The sequence below is a fragment of the Geobacillus sp. Manikaran-105 genome (assembly GCF_002809955.1).
Taxonomy (GTDB): Bacteria; Bacillota; Bacilli; order Bacillales; family Anoxybacillaceae; genus Geobacillus; species Geobacillus thermophilus.
Genome location: NZ_PIJG01000019.1, coordinates 20,492 through 45,401, shown reverse-complemented (window position 1 = coordinate 45,401; position 24,910 = coordinate 20,492). Strand labels below are relative to the sequence as shown.

Here is a 24,910-nt window from a genome sequence, read left to right as displayed (position 1 = left end):
GGGAAACACCCGTTCCCATCCCGAACACGGAAGTTAAGCCCTCCAGCGCCGATGGTAGTTGGGGCCAGCGCCCCTGCAAGAGTAGGTCGCTGCTAGGCAGGCAAAAATGAGGGAGCTGTTTGGTTCTCTCATTTTTTTGCCTATTTCAAATGAGTCATTTTGAATGACGCCATTTTTAATCCTCTCCCCCAAAATGTAAAGCGTGATCATCGTTTCCTAGACCCCCTTTTTCATAAAAGCGATAGGAAACGGAAACTCGCGAAAGGGTGTCCTGCACGGCATGGGACACCCTCTTTTTTTATATGCGGCGGTTGACGGTCTGCTGCCTATTGGGACGATCATTCCCCTTTTTTAATCATAATTTTCTTTTTGGGTTCTTCGGGAATGAGGCGATGCAAGTGAATGAAGAGCAGGCCGTGATGGTATGTCGCTTCAATGCGGTCCTCTTTGACCGGGAATGGCAGTGGAACGGTTTTTTCAAACCGGCCTTGGAAAATGCCTTCTTCTACTAATTCAAACCCTTTAAAGTTGAGATTGACTGTCGCCTTCACTTCCAGCGTTTTGTATGATACATACACTTCCGCGTCCTCGATTTTTTCCAGTCCGGGAAGGCTAATGACGATGAGCAGTTCGTTGTCTTTCTTGTATAGGTTCATGCCGGATGATGATTTGTTTGCCGACGGCAGCAACGGCTGAATGCTCCCCCAAAAATCGGTTTGGAAAAACTGCTGCCAATGCTTTGTCCAATCGGAAAACGGTGTGAACGGGTTTTGATCAGCCATGGCGTTTCCCTCCTCTGCTCCTTCATCATATGCCGCCCTGTCTGTTTGGTGATTGATAAAATACGAACATTTCCTTTTCAAAAATATTAAATGTTCGATTTTGCCTTGACACTTTGTTTCAAAACTTGTTAATATAAAAGTAACTTCATAGTGTATCGCAATGTCCCTCATATAATTTTGGGAATATGGCCCAAAAGTCTCTACCCAATCACCGTAAATGATTGGACTATGAGGGAAAGGATCGGTTTTGGCTTTTTTTCGATCAGCAACTGTCAAAGCCCAGAACGATGCTTTCCCTCGTTTATAAGCGGGAATGTATGTTCTGGGCTTTATTGTTTTGCATTAAAGGGGTGGAACGTATGAGCCCGATCGTCGGGGTTGTGATGGGAAGCCATTCGGATTGGGAAACGATGCGGCATGCTTGCGCTGTTCTTGAGGAATTGGGGATTCCGTTTGAGAAAAAAGTCGTGTCGGCGCATCGGACGCCGGATGAGATGTTTCGGTATGCAGAAACGGCGGAGGAGAGGGGCATTAAAGTCATTATTGCTGGGGCCGGCGGTGCGGCTCATTTGCCGGGGATGATTGCGGCGAAAACGACGCTGCCGGTGATTGGGGTTCCTGTGCAGTCGAAGGCGTTGAACGGTTTGGATTCATTATTGTCGATCGTGCAAATGCCGGGTGGGGTGCCGGTGGCGACGGTGGCGATCGGCAAGGCGGGGGCGACGAACGCCGGGTTGCTCGCGGTGTCGATCGTTGGACTGTTTGAGCCGCGCTATATGGAGGCGCTCAAAGCGCGGCGGGAAGCGATTCGAAAACAAGTCGTGGAAAGCAGTGATCAGCTTGGCTAAGCGGTGGATTGTTCCCGGACAGACGATCGGCATGATCGGTGGGGGGCAGCTCGGGCGGATGATGGCTTTGGCGGCGCGTGAGATGGGGTTTCGCATCGCCGTGCTGGATCCGACGCCTGATTCCCCGTGCGGGCAAGTGGCCGATGTGGAAATCACCGCGCCGTACCATGATTTGGATGCGATAGCTGAACTGGCGCGCGTGAGCGATGTCATTACGTACGAATTTGAAAATATCGATGCGCAGGCGCTTGAGTGGCTGGAGGCAAACGCCTATGTCCCGCAAGGAAGCCGGCTGCTGGCGGTGACGCAAGACCGGGCGCTGGAGAAAGCGGCGATTGTCGAAGCCGGGTTGCCGGTGGCGCCGTATAGGGAAGTGGACGGATGGGATGAGTTGGAACAGGCCGTTGCCATGACCGGCTTTCCGTGCGTCTTGAAAACGCGGCGCGGCGGTTATGACGGCAAAGGGCAATATGTGCTGCGCGGCGAAGGCGATCTAGCCAAAGCGGCTGATTTGCTTGGACTTGGCCCATGCATTTTGGAAGGCTGGGTGCCGTTTGTGAAAGAAATGTCGGTCATTGTCGCCCGCAACCTCGATGGTGAGACGGCTGTTTTTCCAGTGGCGGAAAATATTCATATCGAGAACATTTTGCATCAAACGATCGTTCCGGCCCGAATTCCGGAAAGCGTGCAAGAGCGGGCCATTCGCTACGCGGAAGTGTTGGCCGCATCGTTTTCGCTCGTTGGGACGCTGGCGGTGGAAATGTTTTTGACGGCGGACGGGGATATTTATATTAATGAGTTGGCCCCTAGACCGCACAACTCGGGTCATTATACAATCAATGCATGTGCGACGTCGCAGTTCGCCCAGCACATCCGCGCTGTTTGCAACTGGCCGCTCGGCTCGACGGAGTTGTTAAAGCCGGCTGTGATGGTGAACCTTTTAGGGGAGCACGTCGGACCGGCCATCGGGCAGATCGGGGCGCTCGGCGGCGCAGCCTATCTCCATTTATACGGCAAGCATGAGGCGAAGCCGAAGCGAAAAATGGGCCATGTGACCGTACTGGCGGACGATGTTGAGGAAGCGCTGAGGCGAATCGAGTCGTGGCAAATTTGGCAAGATCGGAGGCTGGAACGAAGATGATTGAACGCTACACGAGACCGGAAATGGGAGCCATTTGGACGGAGGAAAACCGCTTTAAGGCGTGGCTTGAGGTGGAGTTGCTTGCCTGCGAAGCGTGGGCCGAACTTGGCGTCATTCCGAAAGAGGACGTCCGCCGCTTGCGGGAAAACGCGTCGTTTGACATCCGCCGCATTAAGGAAATCGAAGAAGAAACGCGCCATGATGTCGTAGCGTTTACGCGGGCGGTTTCGGAGACCCTCGGCGAGGAACGGAAATGGGTGCATTATGGTCTCACGTCGACCGATGTCGTCGATACGGCGCTCGGCTACTTGTTAAAGCAGGCGAACGCGATTTTGCGGCGCGATTTGGAAAACTTCATTCAAGTATTGAAAGAGAAAGCGCGCGAACATAAATATACGGTCATGATGGGGCGCACGCACGGCGTTCATGCCGAACCGACGACGTTCGGGCTGAAGCTGGCGCTTTGGTATGCCGAAATGCTCCGGAATTTGGAGCGGTTTGAACAAGCAGCCAAGATGGTGGAAGTCGGGAAAATTTCCGGAGCGGTCGGCACGTATGCCAACATTGACCCGTTTGTCGAGCAATATGTGTGCGAGAAGCTCGGACTGACGCCGGCGCCGATTTCGACGCAGACGCTGCAGCGCGACCGCCACGCTTACTATATGGCGACGCTCGCGCTCATCGCGACATCGATTGAAAAGTTCGCCGTTGAGATTCGCGGCCTGCAAAAAAGCGAGGTTCGTGAAGTCGAGGAGTTTTTCGCGAAAGGGCAAAAAGGCTCATCAGCGATGCCGCATAAGCGCAATCCGATCGGTTCGGAAAATATGACCGGCATGGCGCGCGTCATTCGCGGGTATATGGTGACGGCGTATGAAAATGTGCCGCTTTGGCATGAGCGCGACATTTCCCATTCGTCGGCTGAGCGCATCATTTTGCCGGACGCGACGATCGCGTTGAACTATATGTTGAATCGGTTCGCGAACATTGTGAAAAACTTGTTGGTCTACCCGGAAAATATGAAGAAAAATATGGAGCGCACGTTCGGGCTCATTTACTCGCAACGCGTGTTGCTCGCTTTGATTGACAAAGGGATGACGCGCGAGGAAGCGTACGATTTGGTGCAGCCGAAAGCGATGGAAGCGTGGGAGCGACAAGTGCCGTTCCGCTCGCTGCTTGAGGCGGATGAGCGGATTACAAGCCGGCTCACCAAAGAGGAACTCGATGATTGCTTTGACTACCGCCATCATTTGAAACACGTCGATACGATTTTTGCCCGTTTAGGATTGGATTGAGCAGAAAACGGCTGGCTTTGGGCCAGCCGTCCGAACGGAAAATTTTCAATCTTCTGGATAACGGAGGCGTTCATCATGCCGACAAAACAACAGCTGCTGTACGAAGGGAAAGCGAAAAAGATTTACGCGACCGATGCGCCGGGCGTGCTTTGGGTCGAGTACAAAGACAGTGCGACCGCATTTAACGGCGGGAAAAAGGCGACGATCGCCGGCAAGGGGCGGCTCAATAACGAGATTTCCAGCTTGTTGTTTTTGAAGCTGCGCGAAGCCGGCATCGCCAATCATTTTCTTGAAAAGCTGTCGCCGACCGAGCAGCTCGTCCAACAGGTTACGATCATTCCGCTTGAGGTGGTCGTGCGCAATGTTGTAGCGGGCAGCTTAGCGAAACGCATCGGCTTGGCGGAGGGAACGCCGCTTGAGGCGCCGCTTGTCGAGTTTTACTACAAAAACGATGATCTTGGCGACCCGCTGCTCGTGGAAGACCATATTGCGATTTTAAAACTTGCCAGCCGCGAGGAGATTGACCAGTTGAAACGCGAAGCGCTCAAGGTGAACGACGTGCTGGGCGCCCATTTTGCGGAACGAAAGGTGAGATTAATTGATTTTAAGCTGGAGTTCGGCCGCACGGCGGACGGGGCGATTGTTTTAGCCGACGAGATTTCGCCCGATACGTGCCGGCTGTGGGACGCTGACACGAACGAGAAGCTCGATAAAGACGTGTTCCGCCGCGACTTGGGCAGTTTGACGGACGCATACGAAGTCATTTTACAACGGTTAGGGGGAGAATCGGCATGTACAAAGTAAAAGTGTATGTCACGTTGCGAGAGAGTGTGTTGGATCCGCAAGGGACCGCGGTGAAAGGGGCGCTGCACAGCTTGTCATATACGGAAGTGAAAGATGTACGAATCGGGAAGTTCATGGAGCTTGTGATGGAAGAGAGCGGCCGCGACATCAACGAGCTCGTTCGCGAGATGTGCGAAAAGCTGCTCGCCAATCCGGTGATTGAAGATTACCGCTATGAAATTGAGGAGGCCGTCGCCCGATGAAGTTTGCCGTCGTTGTATTTCCGGGATCGAATTGCGACGTCGACATGTATCATGCGATCGCCGATGAGCTTGGCGAGGAAGTCGAGTACGTCTGGCATGATGAGGACAACTTGGACCGGTTTGACGCCGTTTTGCTTCCGGGCGGATTTTCGTACGGCGATTACTTGCGTTCCGGAGCGATCGCCCGCTTTTCGAAAGTAATGGCTGCCGTCAAACAGGCGGCTGATGCCGGAAAACCGGTGCTTGGCGTGTGCAACGGGTTTCAAATTTTGCTTGAAGCCGGCTTGCTTCCTGGGGCGATGCGCCGCAATCAAGGGTTGAAGTTCATCTGCCGGCCGGTGCAGCTTGTGGTGGAAAACAATGGGACGATGTTTACATCCGCCTACGAAAAAGGGGAAGTCATTACGATTCCGATCGCCCATGGCGAAGGGAATTATTATTGCGATGAACAGACGCTCGAGCGCTTAGTGGAAAACAAGCAAATCGTGTTCCGCTACCATGGGGAAAACCCGAACGGCAGCCTCATGGATATTGCCGGCATCGTCAATGAGCGGGGCAATGTGCTTGGCATGATGCCGCATCCGGAGCGGGCGGTCGACGCCTTGCTCGGCAGCGCGGACGGGCTGAAACTATTTCGATCGATCGTCAACTATTGGAGGGAGACGCATGTCGTTACTGCTTGAGCCGAGCGCGGCGATGATCAAAGAACAACAATTGTACCGCGAGATGGGATTGACGGATGACGAATTTGCGCGCATTGAGGCGATTTTAGGAAGGCTGCCGAACTACACGGAAACCGGCATTTTTTCGGTAATGTGGTCGGAGCACTGCAGCTATAAAAACTCGAAGCCGGTGCTGAAAAAATTCCCGACCGACGGCCCGCACGTGCTGCAGGGGCCGGGCGAAGGCGCCGGGATCGTCGACATCGGCGACGGGTTGGCGGTGGCGTTTAAAATCGAAAGCCACAATCACCCGTCGGCGATCGAGCCGTATCAAGGGGCGGCGACCGGGGTCGGCGGCATCATCCGCGACGTCTTTTCGATGGGGGCGCGGCCGATCGCGCTGCTCAATTCACTTCGGTTTGGCGAACTGACGTCGCCGCGCGTCAAATATTTGTTCGAGCAGGTCGTCGCCGGCATTGCCGGGTACGGCAACTGCGTCGGCATCCCGACGGTCGGCGGTGAAGTGCAGTTTGATCCGTCGTATGAAGGGAATCCGCTTGTCAACGCCATGTGCGTCGGGATCATCCGCCATGAGGATATTCAGCGCGGCATTGCGACTGGAGTCGGCAACACGGTCATGTACGTCGGGGCGAAAACGGGCCGCGACGGCATCCACGGGGCGACGTTTGCATCGGAAGAGTTGAGCGAACAGTCGGAAGCAAAGCGCCCGGCCGTGCAAGTCGGCGATCCGTTTATGGAAAAACTGCTGCTGGAGGCGTGTTTGGAAGCAGTCAAGTCGGATGCGTTAGTCGGCATTCAAGATATGGGGGCGGCAGGGCTCACGAGTTCATCCGCCGAAATGGCAAGCAAAGGCGGATTTGGCATTGAAATGAATTTGGATCTCGTCCCGCAGCGCGAGACCGGCATGACGCCGTATGAAATGATGCTGTCTGAATCGCAGGAGCGGATGCTGCTTGTCGTCAAGCAAGGGCGGGAAGACGAAATCGCCGCGATTTTTGCCAAGTATGGGTTGGAAGCAAAAGCGATCGGCAAAGTGACCGATGACAAAATGCTTCGTCTCTGGTTCCGCGGCGAGGTGGCGGCGGAAATTCCGGTGGACGCGCTGGCGAAAGACGCGCCGGTTTACCATAAGCCGTCGAAAGAGCCGGTTTACTACCGCGAATTTCAAGCGATGCCGCCGTATATTCCGCACATCGAAGACTACAACCAAACATTGCTCGGGCTCCTCGCCCAACCGACGATCGCGAGCAAAGAATGGGTGTATGACCAGTACGACTACATGGTGCGGACGAATACGGTCGTCGCCCCCGGATCGGACGCGGCCGTCGTGCGCATCCGTGGCACGAACAAGGCGCTTGCGCTCACCACGGATTGCAATTCGCGCTACTTGTACTTGGATCCGGAAGTGGGCGGGAAAATCGCCGTCGCCGAGGCGGCGCGCAACGTCGTTTGTTCGGGGGCGAAGCCGCTCGCGATTACGGACTGCCTTAACTTTGGCAGCCCGGAAAAGCCGGAGATTTTCTGGCAGCTCGAAAAAGCGGTCGACGGGATGAGCGAGGCGTGCCGGGCGCTCGGGACGCCGGTGGTGAGCGGCAACGTCTCGCTGTACAATGAAACGAACGGTGTGGCCGTCTACCCGACACCGGTCGTCGGCATGGTCGGGCTCATTGAGGACCTTTCGCATATTACCACCCAGCTATTTAAGCAAGTGGGCGACCTCATTTACGTGATCGGCGAGGCGAAGCCGGAGTTTGGCGGCAGCGAGCTGCAAAAATGGCTGGAAGGCCGCATTTTCGGAAAAGCACCGGAGATTGACTTAGAGGTGGAGGCAAGACGCCAGCGCCAGCTGCTGGCGGCGATCCGCGCTGGGGTCGTGGCGTCGGCGCATGATGTGGCGGAAGGTGGGTTGGCGGTCGCGTTGGCGGAGTGCCTGATGGGGGCTTTAGGGCTTGGCGCCAAGGTGACGGTCGGCGGCGACCTCGTCAGTGAACTGTTCGGCGAAACGCAATCGCGCTTTGTTGTTTCAGTGAAAAAAGAACATCAGGAAGCGTTTGAACAGCTCGTGGAAGCGAAGCGAATCGGCGAAGTGACAGGCGACGGCATCTTGACAGTGAACGGGGAACAGGGGGAAACGGTCATCCGCCTTTCGGTTGACGAGATGCGAAACGTCTGGAAAGGGGCTATTCCATGCTTGCTGAAATCAAAGGATTGAACGAGGAGTGCGGCATTTTCGGCATTTGGGGGCATGAAGACGCCGCCCGGCTCACATATTACGGGCTTCACAGCCTGCAACACCGTGGGCAGGAAGGGGCCGGCATCGTGGCGGCGCATAACGGGAGCTTATCCGGTCATAAAGGGCTGGGGCTGGTGACGGACGTGTTTCAAAGCGGCACGCTCGATGCACTCAAAGGGGCGGCGGCCATCGGTCATGTCCGCTATTCGACGGCGGGCGGGGGCGGCTATGAAAACGTGCAGCCGCTCTTGTTCCGCTCGCAAACCGGATCGATGGCGCTCGCCCATAACGGCAACTTGACGAACGCCATCGAGTTGAAGCTCGCGCTTGAAGGACAAGGAAGCATTTTTCAGACGACATCGGATACGGAAGTGTTCGCCCATCTCATCCGCCGCAGCCAAGCGCCGACGTTTGTCGGGCAAATGAAAGAGGCGCTCAGCCAGATCGAAGGGGCGTTTGCGTTTTTGTTGCTGACGGAAGAAGCGCTCTATGTGGCGCTTGACCCGCACGGCTTCCGGCCGCTGTCGCTCGGCCGGCTCGGCTCGGCGTATGTCGTGGCGTCGGAAACGTGCGCGTTCGACGTCATCGGCGCCACATACGAGCGGGAAGTGGCGCCTGGGGAATTGCTCATCATCAGTCATGAAGGGGTGCGTTCGGAACGGTTTGCTCCTAGGCAGCCGCGGTCGATTTGCAGCATGGAATACATTTACTTCGCCCGCCCGGACAGCCATGTCGACGGCATCAACGTCCATACGGCCCGCAAAAACTTAGGGAAACGGCTGGCGCTTGAGGCGCCGGCAGAGGCCGACATCGTCACCGGCGTGCCGGACTCGAGCATTTCGGTCGCCATCGGCTATGCGGAAGCGAGCGGCATCCCCTATGAATTAGGGCTCATCAAAAACCGTTACGTCGGCCGGACGTTCATCCAGCCGTCACAAGCGCTTCGTGAGCAAGGCGTGAAAATGAAGCTGTCACCGGTGCGCGGGGTTGTGGCCGGCAAGCGGGTCGTGATGGTCGACGATTCGATCGTGCGCGGGACGACAAGCCGGCGCATCGTCACGATGCTCCGTGAAGCGGGGGCCGTGGAAGTGCATGTGCGCATCAGCGCCCCGCCGATCACCCATCCTTGTTTTTACGGCATTGATACGTCATCAAGGGAAGAATTGATCGCGGCGAAACATTCGGTCGAAGAGATTCGCCGCTTGATCGGTGCGGATTCACTGGCGTTTCTCAGCCAGGAAGGGATGCTTGAGGCGATCGGGCGCCCGGACGTCTCGCCAGAGCGCGGGCAATGTTTGGCATGTTTCACTGGCCAATACCCAACCCGCATCGGCTGGGCTGTCCGACCGTGCTTGACGGTGAAATAACATCGCGATGGAGAACGCGATTTGGTGTGAAGTTGGCTGCATGGCGGCCAAAGGGAGGATGGAATGTGGCAAACGCATATAAAGAAGCAGGGGTTGACATTGAGGCGGGTTACCAAGCGGTCGCTCTCATGAAACAGCACGTGCAAAAAACGATGCGCCCGGAAGTGCTGGGTGGGATCGGCGGCTTTGGCGGTTTGTTCGATATATCGGCGCTTGGCTATCGCCAGCCGGTGCTTGTCTCCGGCACGGATGGCGTCGGCACGAAGCTGAAAGTGGCGTTTTTGCTTGACCGACATGATACAATCGGCATCGACTGCGTCGCGATGTGTGTCAACGATATTCTTGTCCAAGGAGCGGAACCGCTCTTTTTCCTTGACTATATCGCCTGCGGCAAGGCGGTGCCGGAGAAAATCGCCGCCATCGTCAAAGGGGTGGCCGACGGCTGCGTCGAAGCCGGCTGCGCCTTGATCGGCGGGGAAACGGCGGAAATGCCGGGAATGTATGAGGAAAATGAGTATGATTTGGCAGGGTTTGCGGTCGGCATTGCGGAAAAAGAACGATTGGTGACCGGGCAAACGATTCAAGCGAGCGATGTGCTGATCGGACTGCCTTCAAGCGGTCTCCACAGCAACGGCTACTCGCTCGTGCGCCGCATCGTGTTTGACCAAGCGAAGTTGGACGTTGACCGCATTTACGAGCCGCTTGCGGTTCCGCTCGGCGAGGAGTTATTGAAGCCGACACGCATTTATGCGAAACCGTTGCGTTCTTTGCTGCAGACGTTTACGATCAAAGGGATGGCTCATATTACCGGCGGCGGATTTATCGAAAACATTCCGCGCATGCTGCCTTCCGGGCTGGGTGCGCGCATTGAGCGCGGCTCATGGCCGGGGCTGCCGATTTTTGATTTGTTGCGCCAAAACGGCGGGCTTGAGGAAGAAGAGATGTTTTCCGTCTTTAATATGGGCATCGGCCTTGTGATGGCGGTCAGCCCGGAGGCGGCGGACTCGGTTGTCGATGCGCTGGCCCAGCAAGGGGAGGCCGCATACATTATCGGCGAAGTCGTCGAAGGGGAAGGCGTGTCGTTTGCCGGAGGGAACGGCGCATGAAACGGTTGGCGATCTTTGCGTCCGGGAGCGGCACGAACTTTCAAGCGATCGTCGACGCAGCCAAGCGCGGTGAGGTGCCCGCGGAAGTAGCGCTTTTGGTGTGCGACCGCCCGGGGGCGAAAGTCATTGAACGGGCGGCGCGCGAAAACGTGCCGGCGTTCGTGTTTTCGCCGAAAGAGTATCCATCGAAGGCGGCGTTTGAAAGCGAAATTTTGCGCGAGCTGAAGGAGCGGCGCATCGACTGGATTGCGCTCGCCGGCTATATGCGTTTGATCGGGCCAACGTTGCTTTCCGTCTATGAAGGGAAAATCGTCAACATTCATCCATCGCTGCTGCCGGCGTTTCCGGGCAAAGATGCGATCGGCCAGGCGTACCGGGCGGGCGTTTTGGAAACAGGCGTCACCGTCCATTATGTTGATGAAGGGATGGACACCGGGCCGGTCATCGCCCAGTGCGCCGTCCCGATCGTGCCCGGTGAGCCGATCGAGGCGCTTGAGGCGCGCATCCATCAAGTTGAACATGAGCTGTATCCAGCGGTGTTGCGCATGCTGCTAGGGGAGAAGGAACAACAGGAAGAAAGGATCGAGAATGATGGCAGTGAAACGAGCATTGATCAGCGTGTCCAATAAAGAAGGGATCATTCCGTTTGCAAAGCAGTTGGCGGAACTTGGCGTCGACATCATTTCGACCGGCGGGACGAAACGGGCGCTTGAAGAGGCCGGCGTTCCGGTCATTTCGATCTCCGATGTCACCGGGTTTCCGGAAATTTTGGACGGGCGCGTCAAAACGCTGCATCCAGCCATCCATGGCGGCATTTTGGCGGTGCGCAGCGATGAGCGCCACCAAGCGGCGCTTAAAGAGCACGGCATCCGCCCGATTGATTTGGTCGTCGTCAACTTGTACCCGTTCCAGCAAACGATCGCCAAACCGGACGTGACGCTGGCCGAGGCGATTGAAAACATCGATATCGGCGGCCCGACGATGGTGCGGGCGGCGGCGAAAAACTATGCCGATGTCGCGATTGTCGTTGACCCGGCCGACTATCCAATGGTGATCGAAGAGCTGAAAACAACCGGTTCGATCCAAGCAAAGACGCGGCAGCAGCTGGCGGCGAAAGCGTTCCGCCATACGGCGGCGTATGATGCGATGATCGCCGAATATTTGACCGGTCTCACCGGCGAAGAGTATCCGGAAACGCTCACCGTCACCTACACGAAAAAACAGTCGTTGCGCTATGGCGAAAATCCGCATCAATCGGCGGCGTTTTACGCCAAACCGCTCGGCGCGGCGTTCTCGATTGCCAAAGCGGCACAGCTGCACGGAAAAGAGCTGTCGTACAACAACATCAACGACGCCAATGCGGCCATCAACCTCATTCGCGAATTTCAAGAGCCAGCCGCAGCGGCGATCAAACATATGAACCCGTGCGGCGTCGGGGTCGGTGCCACGCTTCTTGAGGCATTTACGAAAGCGTACGAGGCCGATCCGGTCTCGATTTTCGGCGGCATTGTCGCCGTCAACCGGGAAGTGGACAAAGAAACAGCCGAACGGATGCACGACATCTTTTTGGAAATCGTCATCGCCCCATCGTTCAGCGACGAGGCGCTCGCCATTTTGACGAAAAAGAAAAACATCCGCTTGTTGACGCTTGATTTTGCCGCGCCGGACGTTAAGGAAAAAACGCTCGTTTCCGTCAATGGCGGCTTGCTTGTGCAAGAGGCCGATAAGTATACGCTTGAAGACGCCGAATGGAACGTCGTCACGAAACGCGAGCCGACCGAGGCGGAGCGCGAACAGCTTCGATTTGCTTGGAAGGTTGTCAAACATGTGAAATCGAATGCGATTGTACTCGCCAAAAATGGGATGACGGTCGGCGTGGGCGCCGGGCAAATGAATCGAGTCGGCGCGGCCAACATTGCCATTGAACAAGCCGGGGAACAGGCGGTTGGCGCTGTGTTGGCGTCCGATGCGTTCTTCCCGATGGACGACACGGTTGAAGCAGCAGCAAAAGCCGGCATTACCGCGATCATTCAGCCGGGCGGCTCGATTCGCGACGCCGACTCGATTCGCAAAGCGGATGAGTACGGCATGGCCATGGTGTTTACCGGTGTGCGCCATTTCAAACATTAAACGGCGGCAAAAAGGAGAGGAAGACAATGAACGTTCTGGTAGTCGGACGCGGCGGGCGCGAGCATGCCATCGCCTGGAAAGCGGCGCAAAGCCCGCTTGTGGACAAGCTGTACGCGGCGCCAGGCAACCCGGGCATCGGGGAAGTGGCGGAGCTCGTCGACATTGATGAGCTCGATATCGACGCGCTTGTGCAGTTTGCCAAGCAACGCGCAATCGGTTTGACGATCGTTGGGCCGGAAGCGCCGCTGGCTGCCGGCATCGTCGATCGGTTTCTGGCTGAGGGGCTTCGCATTTTCGGCCCAACTCAAGCGGCAGCGCTCATCGAAGGAAGCAAGGCGTTTGCGAAGGAGCTGATGAAGAAATACGGCATCCCAACGGCGGACCATGCGACCTTTGCGTCGTATGAAGAGGCGAAAGCGTACATTGAACAAAAAGGCGCGCCGATCGTCGTGAAAGCGGACGGATTGGCTGCCGGAAAAGGCGTGACCGTCGCCCAAACGGTGGAAGAAGCGCTGGCCGCCGCGAAGGCAGCGCTTGTCGATGGCCAGTTTGGCACAGCCGGCTGCCAAGTCGTGATCGAGGAGTATTTGGAAGGCGAAGAATTTTCGTTTATGGCGTTCGTCAACGGCGAGAAAGTGTATCCACTTGCCATCGCCCAAGACCATAAGCGGGCGTATGACGGGGATGAAGGTCCGAACACCGGTGGGATGGGAGCGTATTCGCCAGTGCCGCAAATCTCAGCGGAGACGGTGAAAACAGCGCTGGAAACGATTTTGCGCCCGGCCGCCAAAGCGTTAGTGGCTGAAGGCCGGCCGTTTACCGGCGTGCTGTATGCTGGGCTGATCGAAACGGCAACCGGGCCGAAAGTGATCGAATTCAACGCCCGTTTTGGCGATCCCGAGGCGCAAGTCGTGCTGCCGCGGCTGAAAACCGATTTGGTTGAAGCGATCCTCGCGGTGATGGAAGGAAAAGAGCTGGCGCTTGAGTGGACGGACGAAGCGGTGCTCGGCGTCGTGCTGGCAGCTAAAGGTTACCCCGGGGCTTACGAGCGCGGGGCCGAAATCCGCGGGTTGGACCGAATCTCCCCTGATGCGTTGTTGTTCCATGCTGGCACCAAACGAGAAGGCGGCGCATGGTACACCAATGGCGGACGCGTTCTCCTGTTAGCGGCCAAAGGGGAGACGCTCGCAAAAGCGAAGGAAAAAGCGTACGAGCAGTTGGCGGCGATCGACTGCGACGGCTTATTTTACCGGCGCGACATCGGCCGGCGCGCTATCGAACGCGCCTCCGCCGCATATACACGTATGAAAGAGCGATAATTCCCCCGATTAACGCGGCCAATACGAACGACATATCGGTCATATATTCCAGCAACATGGTCAATCACTCCTTTGGGTGGAAGGTGTCCCGAATCTGGGACACCTTTTTGGCGTGATAATGGAACAATTCGGGCGGGGTCGAAGCCAACTTTCCTGAGAAGTCCGGGCGGCTCAAGACGCAAGTTCCAAGTAAATGGGCGACAAGGCCGAAGCCAGTTCCCCGCAAAGTGGATGCCTCCGAACTTGACGAGACGCGGTCGCAGCATCTTCGTCCGCCGGCGCAACACGCGCCAGCACGACAGGAAACAGGTGCCATATGCAACCTTGTTCCAAGTTGACCGCATGATGTTCGTTACGTTGGATTGACAACGGCTTCTTTTTGTTCTTCAAGCAGCTGCTGGCGCTGCATGTTGTCAAACAAGGCCGTCAGCGGGCAAAAACGGGTAATCCCTTCACCGACTTTCATGGCCCCAAGCAAAGCGGCGAACAAGTACGATGTGCACCATGGCCGCCGGGCCAGGCGGGCGGTCGCCCACGCGACGACAGTCAAACCGAGCGTAATGCGAATGAGCGCATTCACAATGCCGATATTTGCCATTGGCTTGCCCCTCCTCATCTTTTTATTGTGAAAATCGCTTTCGTACGTTAAAATGATTATATGGAATGATTAGGAAACAAGGGACGGGGTGTCAATGGGCGAACAACGTTACCGCTGGAAAGGCAGCGAACTGCGTGAACAAGCAGCAGTGATTGAAGGCAAACAATCACCAACGAAAGTATTGGTGAATGCGACGTATTTGCACTCGTATTTTCGTGAATGGGTAAAAGGAAATATATGGATTCATGGCGACCGCATCGTGTATGCCGGAGAGCGTCTTCCCGACCGGGTCGACGAGGCGTGTGAGATCGTCGACTGCCGCGGGTATGTGCTCGTTCCCGGCTACATCGAGCCGCATGTCCATCCATTTCAATTATATAATCCCCATTCCTTTGCCCGTTATGCAGCGGCGCGCGGGACGACGACGCTAGTGAACGATAACTTGTTTTTCCTTTTGCATCTGAATGATGACGAGGCGCTTTTGTTTTTGCAACAAATGAATGCGCTTCCAACTTCGGTGTATTGGTGGTGCCGGTTTGATGGCCAAACGGAGCTGGAGCGCGAGGATGAGCAATTGTCCAACGCACGGATCAAACGATGGCTTGACCAGGAAACGGTCCTCCAAGGCGGCGAGCTGACATCATGGCCGAGACTCGTCAGCGGCGATGACATCGTTTTGTATTGGATGCAAGAGGCGAAACGGCGGCGCCGCAAAATCGAAGGGCATTTTCCGGGAGCGTCGGAAAAAACGCTTGTTAAAATGGCGCTGTTTGGCGTGGATGGCGACCATGAGGCCATGACGGGAAAAGAGGTGCGAACCCGTCTTTGGCACGGTTATACGGTCACGCTCCGCCATTCTTCGATTCGTCCGGACTTGCCGGTGCTGCTTGAGGAAATGAAAGCGCTCGGCATTCGGCATTACGACAAATGTTTGTTGACAACCGACGGTTCGCCGCCGTCCTTTTACGAAGGCGGGGTGATCGATTGGCTCATTCGCATCGCCATTGAGCATGGCGTGCCGGTGATCGATGCGTACGCGATGGCGACGCTCAACGCCGCCCGCCATTACGGCATCGAACATCTCCACGGCAGCATCGCGACCGGCCGCATCGCCCATATCAACTTCCTGCGTTCGGCCCACGATCCGACTCCGGTGCAAGTGCTCGCCAAAGGCGAATGGGTGAAGCGCGACGGAGAAGCGCCGATCCCATGGACGGCGCCCGCATGGGAACAGTTCGGCATCCGGCCGCTGTCGCTGTCATGGGAACTCGGGTGGGATGATTTGCAGTTTTCGATGCCGATGGGATTGCGAATGGAAAATGCCGTTATTTTAAAACCGTATTCCGTGTCGATCGATACGTCGCGCGATCGTTTAGGGCATGACCATGATGAGTGTTTTCTGGCCTTGTTTGACCGAAACGGCCGCTGGCGCGTCAATACGATGTTAAAAGGTTTTTCATCGGTGCTTGGCGGGCTGGCGAGTTCTTACTCGAACACCGGGGATTTGATTTTGATCGGCAAGCATAAGGAAGATATGATGCTCGCCTTCCGGCGGATGAAGGAGATCGGCGGCGGCATTGTGCTCGCTGAGGACGGAGAGATTTTGTTTGAGCTCTCGCTTCCTTTAGGCGGCATGATGTCCTCCTTGGAGGTGGATGAATTGATCAACGAAGAAAAAACGTTCGTCCGTTTGTTGCGCGAGCGTGGATATCCGTTCGAAGACCCGGTGTATTCGTTGCTCTTTTTGCAATCGACCCACCTGCCGTATGTGCGCGTCACCCAACGCGGCATTTACGATGTCATGCACAAAACGGTACTCTTTCCTTCGATAATGCGGTAAAATAAAAAAGAAAAAGGTTGTGTGTCCATTGAAACGTTGGCTGTCTGCCATGGGCTGTATGGTGCTGCTCCTTGGTGGGTGCACCGCCCAAAGCGAACCAAAGCCGGCGAAACCACCTGCGCAAGAGCGGCTGCCTCAGCCCCCAGCAGAGGAGAAGGAGAAAGAAACGTTTCCGCTGACCGGGCTGCCGGCGGAAGGGGACGTTCATCAGCGGGTTGTCGGCGTGATGGTCAACAACCATCCGAAGGCGCGCCCGCAGTCGGGATTAAGCAAGGCGGATATCGTGTACGAGGTGCTCGCTGAGGGGGATATCACCCGCTTTTTGGCGCTTTACCAAAGCGAACAGCCGGAACGAGTCGGGCCGGTGCGGAGTGCGCGTGATTATTATATTGATTTGAGCGAGGGCTACAATGCCATTTATGTTTGCCATGGATGGAGCCCGGAAGCGAAAGCGCGGCTCGAGCAGGGGGAAACCGATTATTTGAACGGGCTCTTTTATGACGGAACGCTGTTTAAGCGCGTTTCTTTCCGCAAGGCGCCGCACAACTCGTACATTACGTTTGCCAACATTGAAAAAGGGGCGGAACAAAACGGGTATGCTTGGACGGACGATGTCGCTCCGCTGCCGTTTCGCGCGGACAAACCGAGCGGGGAAAAGGCAGGGACGGTCCGCATCGCCTATTCGCACCGCTCGTACGCCCAAGTGGAATACCGCTATGCTCCGGAACGGCATGGGTATTACCGATACAGCGGCGGCGAGCAGACGGTCGATTACGATACGCGCGACCCGGTTGTGGCGCAAAACGTGATGATCATCGCCGCCCGCCATCAAGTGATCGACAGCCATGGGCGGCGCGACGTTGACCTCACGTCCGGCGGCCAAGGCTATTTGCTGCAAAACGGCATCATCCAGCCGATTGAATGGAAAAATGTCGACGGCCGGCTGCTGCCATACCGCGATGGGGCGCCGGTCGGGTTCGTGCCTGGCAAAACGTGGATCAATATCGTTCCGGAACTGGCGATCGTGCAATGGCGGTGACCCGAAAACGGCCGCCGGCGGGTTTTCCAAACCATAAACATAAAGAGGAGAGCGCCAACAGTCCACCAAATCGTTTTTCGCCAAAGCAAGGAGGAGACAAACATGCAAATCGACAAGCTGCGCGGCAGAGAGCTTGATCAACTGTTTAAAGCCATCTTGTCGCTGCGCGATTTGGAAGAGTGTTACCGTTTTTTCGATGATTTATGCACCGTCAACGAAATTCAGGCGCTTGCCCAACGTCTGGAAGTCGCCCGCATGTTGCGGGAAGGGTATACGTACCATAAAATTGAAACGGAAACCGGAGCGAGCACGGCGACCATTTCGCGCGTCAAACGCTGCCTCAACTATGGAAACGATGCCTATGCCATGGCGCTTGACCGCATTAAAGAGGAACAACCGCAAGAAGAGAATGAAGCGGTGACAGACTAAGCAGGCAAGGAGATTCCTTCCATTCGCAAAGGAACTCCTTTTCTTTTTGCGGATTTGTTATAATGAAACAATGGAGAACGGAGTGGAAGGGGTATTGTCATGGAAGAGATTCGCGCCTGGCGCCATGTGTTTAAGCTCGACCCGAACAAACCGATCGATGATGAGCGCCTTGAGCGCCTTTGCGAGTCGGGGACGGATGCCGTCATCGTCGGCGGAACGGACGGGGTGACGCTCGATGGCGTGCTTGATTTATTGGCCCGCATCCGCCGGTTTTCGGTGCCATGCGCGCTTGAAGTCACAAATCTTGAGGCCTTGACGCCGGGGTTTGATGCGTATTTCATTCCGATCGTGTTAAACAGCCGCCATGTCGACTGGGTGGTGGGCCGCCATCATGAGGCGGTGAAACAATATGGCGAGATCATGAATTGGGATGAGATTTTTGCCGAGGGGTATTGCATTTTAAATCCGGAATGCAAGGCGGCGAAGCTCACCGAAGCCGACGCCGGCCTGAGCGAAGACGATGTGGTGGCCTACGCTCGCCTCGCTCAACATTTGTACAAGCTGCCGATCTTTTATCTTGAATATAGCGGCATATACGGCGACCCCGCCTTGGTGGAAAAAGTGAAACAGGCGCTCGGCGAGACGCAGCTGTTTTATGGCGGCGGCATCACCGCACCGGAGCAGGCGGCTGAGATGGCGCGCCGGGCGGATACTGTTGTTGTCGGCAACGCCGTTTACGAATCGTTTGAACAGGCGCTGCTGACCGTGGACGCCGTAAAGCGGGCGAATGAGGCGAAATAGAACATATGGTGTATTGGTGGTGAAAACAATGAACTTTTTATCGGAACAGCTGCTCGCCCATTTAAACAAAGAGCAACAAGAAGCCGTCAGGACGACGGAAGGCCCGCTGCTCATTATGGCGGGGGCGGGAAGCGGGAAAACGCGGGTGTTGACGCACCGCATCGCCTATTTGATGGCGGAAAAGCATGTGGCGCCGTGGAACATTTTGGCCATTACGTTTACGAACAAGGCGGCGCGCGAAATGCGGGAACGTGTGCAGTCGCTCTTAGGTGGGGCGGCGGAAGACGTCTGGATTTCGACGTTCCACTCGATGTGCGTCCGCATTTTGCGCCGCGACATTGACCGCATCGGCATCAACCGCAATTTTTCCATCCTTGATCCGACGGACCAGCTTTCGGTCATGAAAACGATTTTAAAAGAAAAAAACATAGACCCGAAAAAATTTGAGCCGCGGACGATTTTAGGCACGATCAGCGCGGCGAAAAACGAGCTGTTGCCTCCGGAGCAATTCGCGAAGCGGGCCTCGACGTATTACGAAAAAGTCGTCAGCGATGTGTATCAAGAATACCAACAGCGCCTGCTTCGCAACCATTCGCTCGATTTTGACGATTTGATCATGACGACGATCCAACTGTTTGACCGCGTGCCGGATGTGCTTCACTATTACCAATATAAGTTTCAGTACATCCATATTGATGAGTACCAGGATACGAACCGCGCTCAATATACGCTGGTCAAAAAGCTGGCGGAACGCTTTCAAAACATTTGCGCCGTCGGCGACGCCGACCAATCGATTTATCGGTGGCGCGGGGCGGACATCCAAAACATTTTGTCGTTCGAGCGCGACTATCCGAACGCAAAAGTCATTTTGCTTGAGCAAAACTACCGCTCGACGAAGCGCATTTTGCAAGCGGCGAACGAAGTCATCGAGCATAACGTCAACCGGAAGCCGAAACGGCTTTGGACGGAAAACCCGGAAGGAAAGCCGATTCTTTATTATGAGGCGATGAACGAAGCGGACGAAGCGCAGTTTGTCGCTGGACGCATCCGCGAGGCGGTGGAGCGCGGCGAACGTCGCTACCGTGATTTTGCTGTCTTGTACCGGACGAACGCCCAGTCGCGTGTCATGGAGGAAATGTTGCTGAAAGCGAACATTCCGTATCAAATTGTCGGCGGCTTAAAGTTCTATGACCGGAAAGAAATTAAAGACATTCTCGCCTATTTGCGCGTCATCGCCAATCCGGACGATGATTTAAGCTTGCTTCGCATCATTAACGTGCCAAAACGCGGCATTGGCGCCTCGACGATCGACAAACTCGTCCGCTATGCGGCCGAGCATGAGCTGTCCTTGTTTGAGGCGCTCGGCGAGCTAGAGATGATCGGGCTTGGCGCCAAAGCGGCCGGGGCGCTCGCCGCGTTCCGCAGCCAGCTCGAGCAATGGACGCAGCTGCAAGAATACGTCTCCGTCACCGAACTCGTCGAAGAAGTGCTCGACAAATCGGGCTACCGCGAGATGCTCAAGGCGGAGCGGACGATTGAAGCACAAAGCCGGCTCGAGAACTTGGATGAGTTTTTGTCGGTGACGAAGCATTTTGAAAATGTGAGCGACGATAAATCGCTCATCGCCTTTTTAACCGACTTGGCGCTCATTTCCGATTTGGACGAGCTGAACGGGACGGAACAGGCCGCTGAAGGAGATGCCGTCATGTTGATGACGTTGCATGCCGCCAAAGGGCTCGAGTTTCCGGTCGTCTTTTTGATCGGCATGGAAGAAGGCATTTTCCCGCACAACCGCTCTCTCGAGGATGACGATGAGATGGAAGAAGAACGGCGGCTGGCGTACGTCGGCATCACCCGCGCGGAGGAAGAACTTGTGCTGACGAGCGCGCAAATGCGGACGCTGTTTGGCAACATCCAAATGAACCCGCCGTCGCGCTTTTTGAATGAAATTCCGGCGCATTTGCTTGAGACAGCCTCGCGCCGCCAAGCGGGCGCCTCCCGCCCGGCCGTTTCGCGCCCGCAGGCAAGCGGCGCCGTGGGATCGTGGAAAGTCGGCGATCGGGCGAACCACCGGAAATGGGGCATCGGCACCGTCGTCAGCGTCCGCGGCGGCGGCGACGACCAAGAGCTCGACATCGCCTTCCCGAGCCCGATCGGCATTAAACGGCTGCTTGCCAAATTTGCGCCGATTGAGAAAGTGTAGGAAAGGAGAACAGGTGAACGTATGGACCGCCAACAAGCCGAACGGCGCGCGGCCGAGCTGCGCGAACTGTTGAACCGCTACGGGTACGAATATTATGTGCTTGACCGCCCGTCTGTTCCAGATGCCGAGTATGACCGGTTGATGCAAGAGCTCATCGCCATTGAGGAACAATATCCGGAGCTCAAAACGAGCGATTCGCCAACCCAGCGTATCGGCGGTCCGCCCCTTGAGGCGTTTCGCAAAGTGGCGCATCGCGTTCCGATGATGAGCTTGGCGAACGCGTTTGGCGAAGGAGACTTGCGCGATTTTGACCGCCGCGTCCGTCAGGAAGTCGGGGAAGCGGCGTACGTATGCGAGCTGAAAATCGACGGCCTCGCCGTCTCGGTCCGCTATGAAGACGGCTATTTCGTCCAAGGGGCGACGCGCGGCGACGGGACGACGGGTGAAGACATTACGGAAAATTTGAAAACGATCCGCTCGCTGCCTCTCCGTCTGAAAGAACCGGTGTCGCTTGAAGCGCGCGGCGAGGCGTTTATGCCGAAAGCGTCGTTTTTGCGCTTGAATGAGGAGCGAAAAGCCCGCGGCGAGGAGCTGTTTGCCAACCCGCGCAACGCCGCGGCTGGCTCGCTCCGCCAGCTCGACCCGAAAGTGGCGGCCTCGCGCCAGCTGGATTTGTTTGTATATGGCTTAGCCGACGCCGAGGCGCTCGGCATCGCTTCACACAGCGAAGCGCTTGATTATTTGCAGGCGCTCGGGTTTAAAGTAAACCCAGAGCGACGGCGCTGCGCCAATATCGATGAGGTGATCGCCTTTATCAGCGAGTGGCACGACAAGCGGTCGCAGCTGCCGTATGAGATTGACGGCATCGTTATTAAGGTGGACTCATTCGCCCAGCAACGGGCGCTTGGCGCGACGGCGAAAAGCCCGCGCTGGGCGATTGCCTACAAGTTCCCAGCCGAGGAAGTGGTGACGACGTTAATCGGCATTGAGGTGAACGTCGGCCGCACGGGTGTCGTCACGCCGACGGCGATTTTAGAGCCGGTGCGCGTCGCCGGCACGACGGTGCAGCGCGCCACCCTTCACAATGAAGATTTTATACGGGAAAAAGACATTCGCATCGGCGATGCGGTCATCATTAAAAAAGCGGGCGACATCATCCCGGAAGTGGTCGGCGTCGTCGTTGACCGGCGCGATGGGGATGAAACGCCGTTTGCGATGCCGACGCACTGCCCGGAATGCGAAAGCGAGCTCGTCCGTCTCGAGGGGGAAGTGGCGCTCCGCTGCTTGAACCCGAACTGCCCGGCCCAGCTGCGCGAGCGGCTCATCCATTTTGCCTCAAGGGCGGCGATGAACATCGAGGGTTTGGGCGAAAAAGTCGTCACCCAGCTGTTTAACGCCGGCCTTGTCCGCGATGTCGCCGATTTGTACTGCCTGACGAAGGAACAGCTTGTCGGGTTGGAACGGATGGGGGAAAAGTCGGCGGCCAACTTGCTTGCGGCGATTGAGGCGTCGAAGCAAAACTCGCTTGAACGGCTGCTGTTTGGCCTTGGCATTCGCTACGTCGGAGCGAAAGCCGCCCAACTTTTGGCTGAGCATTTTGAAACGATGGAGCGGCTCGAACGGGCGACGAAAGAGGAGTTGATGGCCGTCCCCGAAATCGGAGAGAAAATGGCGGATGCGATCACGGCGTTCTTCGCCCAACCCGAAGCAACTGAGCTGCTCCAGGAGCTGCGCGCTTACGGTGTCAATATGGCTTACAAAGGGCCGAAGCGGTCGGCTGAAGCGCCTGCTGACTCCGCCTTCGCCGGCAAAACGGTCGTCTTGACCGGCAAGCTCGCGTCGATGTCGCGCAATGAAGCAAAAGAACAAATTGAGCGGCTTGGCGGGCGCGTCACCGGCAGCGTCAGCCGCAGCACCGACCTTGTCATCGCCGGCGAGGATGCCGGATCGAAGCTGGAGAAAGCCCAGCAGCTTGGCATTGAGATTTGGGACGAATCACGATTTTTGCAAGAGATCAACAGGGGGAAACGATGAAACAAATCTCACTACTTCGCAGTTTCGTTGCTTGTCGTTGGACGAATCGGGCCCGAAAGCGGTTGGCCGTTGTCGGGCTCGCTTCGATTTGTTTGTTGTCTGCGTGTGCGCCGAAGTTTGACAAAGGTGAGGAAGTCGTGCAAGACAAAGGAAGCAAAGAGCAAGAAGCGGTCATCCCGAAATACAACATTTCTGATTCGTATTACCGCGTTGTCTTGCCTTTTAAGCCGTCCGGGGCGCGCGGGCGGGTCGTCAACGACGTCAACACCCGGCTTGATGTCGATGAATTTGAAACCGGGCTGATGCGCTTGGCATCTGAGCAATTTTCCCCGGATGAATATTTGTTTCAGGAAGGGCAATATTTGGACAGCGAAACGATCGGGCGCTGGCTCGCCCGCAAGCGGACGGACAGCCAGCTGAAGGCAGAGAAAATGAAACCGGAAGACAACATCGGCTTAAACCCGCCGATCAGCGACAAAGGAACGAATGAGCAAAAAAACAAACAAAGCCCGATTTACCTGGCCAGCATTTTGGAGCACGACTACTTAGTGAAAGTCGATAACGACAAGGTGAAGCTTGGTGGCGTCGCCATCGGCCTGGCGTTAAACTCCGTCCACTATTATTCGACCGAGCAAGGCTATCCGCGCGAGGTCAAAATCAAAGACGATGTCATCGAACGGGAAGGAAAGCGGATCGCCGCCGAGGTGCTGAAGCGGCTGCGGAGCATGAAAGGGCTTGGCAGTGTGCCGATTACGATCGCTTTATACAAACAAGCGCCCCGTTCATCTGTTGTTCCAGGCCACTTTTTCGCCGTCGCCCATGTCGATGAAGGAAGCAGCACCATCGATGATTGGGAGGCGGTAAACGAGGAATATTATTTATTCCCGTCCGATGAGGCGGAAGAGAACCATCGTGATGACTGGCTCAAATTCAACAATTTTAAATCAGATGTTGAAGACTTTTTCCCGAACTACACTGGCATCGTCGGCAGAGGGTTGTACGTCAACGACCAGCTTCAGAAGTTAACGATCAACATTACGATGCCGTTTTACGGCAAAGCGGAAGTGATCGGCTTTACCCAATACGTGACCGGCTTGGTGATGGAAAAATTCCCGGACTACATCACCGTTAATGTCTACATCGCCTCGGCCGGCCAGCCGGAAAGCCTCATCGTGCGCCAGGCGAAAGCAGACGAGCCGTTTGTGCATATTTATCAATAAGGTCGGCATCATCGCGTTATTTGGGATACGGCGAACGGAGTGATCCGAACATTTGATTCTCCAAAAATGAAGGAAGCGGAAAGGGCTGCAGCAGCGGCCCTTTTTTGCGCGAAAAGGCCGTCCGAACGATGGTGGAAAGAACAGGGAGAGCATTGTATAATGACGGTAGGAAAATGAGCGCAGCACTCGAAAACGGATGCAAAACGAGCAACAGGTTATGGCAGGAGGCGGGTGTGAGACTTGAAGGCGATTTGCGTGTTTTGCGGATCAAGCAATGGAAACGATGGGAGATATAAGGAAGCGGCGAAAGCGCTCGGAACGTTTCTCGCCCAAAGCGGCACGACGCTTATTTACGGCGGCGGAAAACGCGGCTTGATGGGGGAAATCGCGGAGGCGGCGCTTCGCCATCAAGGGCGTGTGATCGGCATCATTCCGCAGTTTTTAAAAGACAGGGAAGTGGCGCATGACCGGTTGAGCGAGCTGGTGGTCGTCGATACAATGCACACCCGCAAAGCGAAAATGTATGAGTCGGCCGACGGGTTTATCGCCTTGCCAGGCGGGTATGGGACGTATGAAGAGCTGTTTGAAGTGCTCTCATGGTCGCGCGTCGGCCTCCACCAAAAACCGATTGGCTTGCTTAACGTGGAAGGGTTTTTCGATCCTCTTCTTCATTTGCTTCGGCATACAGTTGACAGCGGATTCGCCGCGCCGGAAGACCTCAAGCTGATCGTCAGCGCCGAAGACGTTCTGACGCTGTATGGACAGATGAACACATTTTGCCGTCGCCGCCACTCTTGAC

Annotated in this window: 23 protein-coding genes, 1 rRNA gene and 1 riboswitch; of the genes, 21 read left to right on the top strand and 3 right to left on the bottom strand. The window is 56.0% G+C overall.

Annotated elements, in window-relative coordinates; all coding sequences use genetic code 11:
- Positions 1 to 98, top strand: a 5S ribosomal RNA gene (rrf, locus tag CV945_RS07570); the annotation flags it as partial.
- Positions 99 to 338: 240 nt separating this feature from the next.
- On the opposite strand, the gene CV945_RS07565 is transcribed toward rrf, so the two are convergent.
- Positions 339 to 782 carry an Hsp20/alpha crystallin family protein gene (locus CV945_RS07565; RefSeq protein WP_100659493.1) on the bottom strand — a complete coding sequence of 148 codons (444 nt, stop codon included), beginning with the start codon at positions 780 to 782 and terminating at the stop codon, positions 339 to 341.
- A gap of 147 nt (positions 783 to 929) precedes the next feature.
- Positions 930 to 1,031, top strand: a riboswitch (purine riboswitch).
- Between the two features lie 110 nt (positions 1,032 to 1,141).
- On the opposite strand from CV945_RS07565, the gene purE reads away from it, so the two are divergent.
- From purE to purD, 12 genes are all read left to right on the top strand, one after another.
- Positions 1,142 to 1,630: a 5-(carboxyamino)imidazole ribonucleotide mutase gene (gene purE, locus CV945_RS07560; protein WP_033009939.1), complete on the top strand. Its 489-nt coding sequence runs from the start codon at positions 1,142 to 1,144 to the stop codon at positions 1,628 to 1,630.
- The gene (gene purK, locus CV945_RS07555; RefSeq protein ID WP_232722056.1) at positions 1,614 to 2,771 is read left to right on the top strand and encodes a 5-(carboxyamino)imidazole ribonucleotide synthase; all 1,158 of its coding nucleotides are present in this window, start codon (positions 1,614 to 1,616) and stop codon (positions 2,769 to 2,771) included. Before purE ends, purK begins: the two co-directional genes overlap by 17 nt.
- Complete coding sequence (purB, locus tag CV945_RS07550) at positions 2,768 to 4,063, top strand: adenylosuccinate lyase (RefSeq protein ID WP_033009942.1); 1,296 nt, start codon at positions 2,768 to 2,770, stop codon at positions 4,061 to 4,063. The genes purK and purB overlap by 4 nt, the downstream gene beginning before the upstream one ends.
- A 75-nt stretch (positions 4,064 to 4,138) precedes the next feature.
- The gene (purC, locus tag CV945_RS07545) at positions 4,139 to 4,867 is read left to right on the top strand and encodes a phosphoribosylaminoimidazolesuccinocarboxamide synthase (protein WP_100659491.1); all 729 of its coding nucleotides are present in this window, start codon (positions 4,139 to 4,141) and stop codon (positions 4,865 to 4,867) included.
- Positions 4,855 to 5,109, top strand: coding sequence for a phosphoribosylformylglycinamidine synthase subunit PurS (gene purS, locus CV945_RS07540; protein ID WP_025948703.1), 255 nt, complete (start codon positions 4,855 to 4,857; stop codon positions 5,107 to 5,109). Before purC ends, purS begins: the two co-directional genes overlap by 13 nt.
- Positions 5,106 to 5,792 carry a phosphoribosylformylglycinamidine synthase subunit PurQ gene (gene purQ / locus CV945_RS07535; protein WP_033016682.1) on the top strand — a complete coding sequence of 229 codons (687 nt, stop codon included), beginning with the start codon at positions 5,106 to 5,108 and terminating at the stop codon, positions 5,790 to 5,792. The genes purS and purQ overlap by 4 nt, the downstream gene beginning before the upstream one ends.
- Complete coding sequence (purL, locus tag CV945_RS07530) at positions 5,776 to 8,004, top strand: phosphoribosylformylglycinamidine synthase subunit PurL (RefSeq protein WP_050368120.1); 2,229 nt, start codon at positions 5,776 to 5,778, stop codon at positions 8,002 to 8,004. The genes purQ and purL overlap by 17 nt, the downstream gene beginning before the upstream one ends.
- Positions 7,980 to 9,392, top strand: a complete 1,413-nt coding sequence (gene purF / locus CV945_RS07525; protein ID WP_100659490.1) for an amidophosphoribosyltransferase — start codon at positions 7,980 to 7,982, stop codon at positions 9,390 to 9,392. The genes purL and purF overlap by 25 nt, the downstream gene beginning before the upstream one ends.
- 65 nt (positions 9,393 to 9,457) lie before the next feature.
- Positions 9,458 to 10,498, top strand: coding sequence for a phosphoribosylformylglycinamidine cyclo-ligase (gene purM, locus CV945_RS07520; protein WP_033016678.1), 1,041 nt, complete (start codon positions 9,458 to 9,460; stop codon positions 10,496 to 10,498).
- The gene (gene purN / locus CV945_RS07515) at positions 10,495 to 11,127 is read left to right on the top strand and encodes a phosphoribosylglycinamide formyltransferase (RefSeq protein WP_033009948.1); all 633 of its coding nucleotides are present in this window, start codon (positions 10,495 to 10,497) and stop codon (positions 11,125 to 11,127) included. The genes purM and purN overlap by 4 nt, the downstream gene beginning before the upstream one ends.
- Positions 11,090 to 12,628: a bifunctional phosphoribosylaminoimidazolecarboxamide formyltransferase/IMP cyclohydrolase gene (gene purH, locus CV945_RS07510; RefSeq protein WP_044744031.1), complete on the top strand. Its 1,539-nt coding sequence runs from the start codon at positions 11,090 to 11,092 to the stop codon at positions 12,626 to 12,628. Before purN ends, purH begins: the two co-directional genes overlap by 38 nt.
- Before the next feature lie 26 nt (positions 12,629 to 12,654).
- On the top strand, positions 12,655 to 13,947 hold the full coding sequence (gene purD / locus CV945_RS07505) for a phosphoribosylamine--glycine ligase (RefSeq protein WP_100659489.1): 1,293 nt from the start codon (positions 12,655 to 12,657) through the stop codon (positions 13,945 to 13,947).
- On the opposite strand, the gene CV945_RS17835 is transcribed toward purD, so the two are convergent.
- Entirely contained in the window at positions 13,901 to 14,005 is a 105-nt protein-coding gene (locus tag CV945_RS17835) for an EYxxD motif small membrane protein (RefSeq protein ID WP_325048220.1), read from the bottom strand. The genes purD and CV945_RS17835 overlap by 47 nt on opposite strands.
- Positions 14,006 to 14,299: 294 nt before the next feature.
- Positions 14,300 to 14,545, bottom strand: a complete 246-nt coding sequence (locus CV945_RS07500) for a YgaP family membrane protein (protein WP_033009953.1) — start codon at positions 14,543 to 14,545, stop codon at positions 14,300 to 14,302.
- A 94-nt stretch (positions 14,546 to 14,639) separates the two neighbouring features.
- Here CV945_RS07500 and CV945_RS07495 point away from each other — a divergent pair, with 94 nt between their 5' ends.
- The 8 genes from CV945_RS07495 (at position 14,640) to CV945_RS07460 (ending at position 24,909) form a co-directional block, all read left to right on the top strand.
- On the top strand, positions 14,640 to 16,385 hold the full coding sequence (locus CV945_RS07495) for an adenine deaminase C-terminal domain-containing protein (protein ID WP_100659488.1): 1,746 nt from the start codon (positions 14,640 to 14,642) through the stop codon (positions 16,383 to 16,385).
- 49 nt (positions 16,386 to 16,434) lie between these two features.
- Positions 16,435 to 17,424, top strand: a complete 990-nt coding sequence (locus CV945_RS07490) for a DUF3048 domain-containing protein (RefSeq protein WP_198518488.1) — start codon at positions 16,435 to 16,437, stop codon at positions 17,422 to 17,424.
- Positions 17,425 to 17,526: 102 nt separating this feature from the next.
- Positions 17,527 to 17,853, top strand: coding sequence for a YerC/YecD family TrpR-related protein (locus CV945_RS07485; protein WP_033009956.1), 327 nt, complete (start codon positions 17,527 to 17,529; stop codon positions 17,851 to 17,853).
- Positions 17,854 to 17,952: 99 nt separating this feature from the next.
- Complete coding sequence (gene pcrB / locus CV945_RS07480; RefSeq protein ID WP_033009957.1) at positions 17,953 to 18,654, top strand: heptaprenylglyceryl phosphate synthase; 702 nt, start codon at positions 17,953 to 17,955, stop codon at positions 18,652 to 18,654.
- A 28-nt stretch (positions 18,655 to 18,682) separates the two neighbouring features.
- Complete coding sequence (gene pcrA, locus CV945_RS07475; protein ID WP_044744023.1) at positions 18,683 to 20,857, top strand: DNA helicase PcrA; 2,175 nt, start codon at positions 18,683 to 18,685, stop codon at positions 20,855 to 20,857.
- A gap of 21 nt (positions 20,858 to 20,878) precedes the next feature.
- Positions 20,879 to 22,891, top strand: a complete 2,013-nt coding sequence (ligA, locus tag CV945_RS07470; protein ID WP_100659486.1) for an NAD-dependent DNA ligase LigA — start codon at positions 20,879 to 20,881, stop codon at positions 22,889 to 22,891.
- Positions 22,888 to 24,111, top strand: a complete 1,224-nt coding sequence (locus CV945_RS07465) for a CamS family sex pheromone protein (protein ID WP_033009959.1) — start codon at positions 22,888 to 22,890, stop codon at positions 24,109 to 24,111. Before ligA ends, CV945_RS07465 begins: the two co-directional genes overlap by 4 nt.
- A 240-nt stretch (positions 24,112 to 24,351) precedes the next feature.
- Positions 24,352 to 24,909: an LOG family protein gene (locus tag CV945_RS07460; RefSeq protein WP_100659485.1), complete on the top strand. Its 558-nt coding sequence runs from the start codon at positions 24,352 to 24,354 to the stop codon at positions 24,907 to 24,909.
- Position 24,910 lies beyond the last annotated feature (1 nt).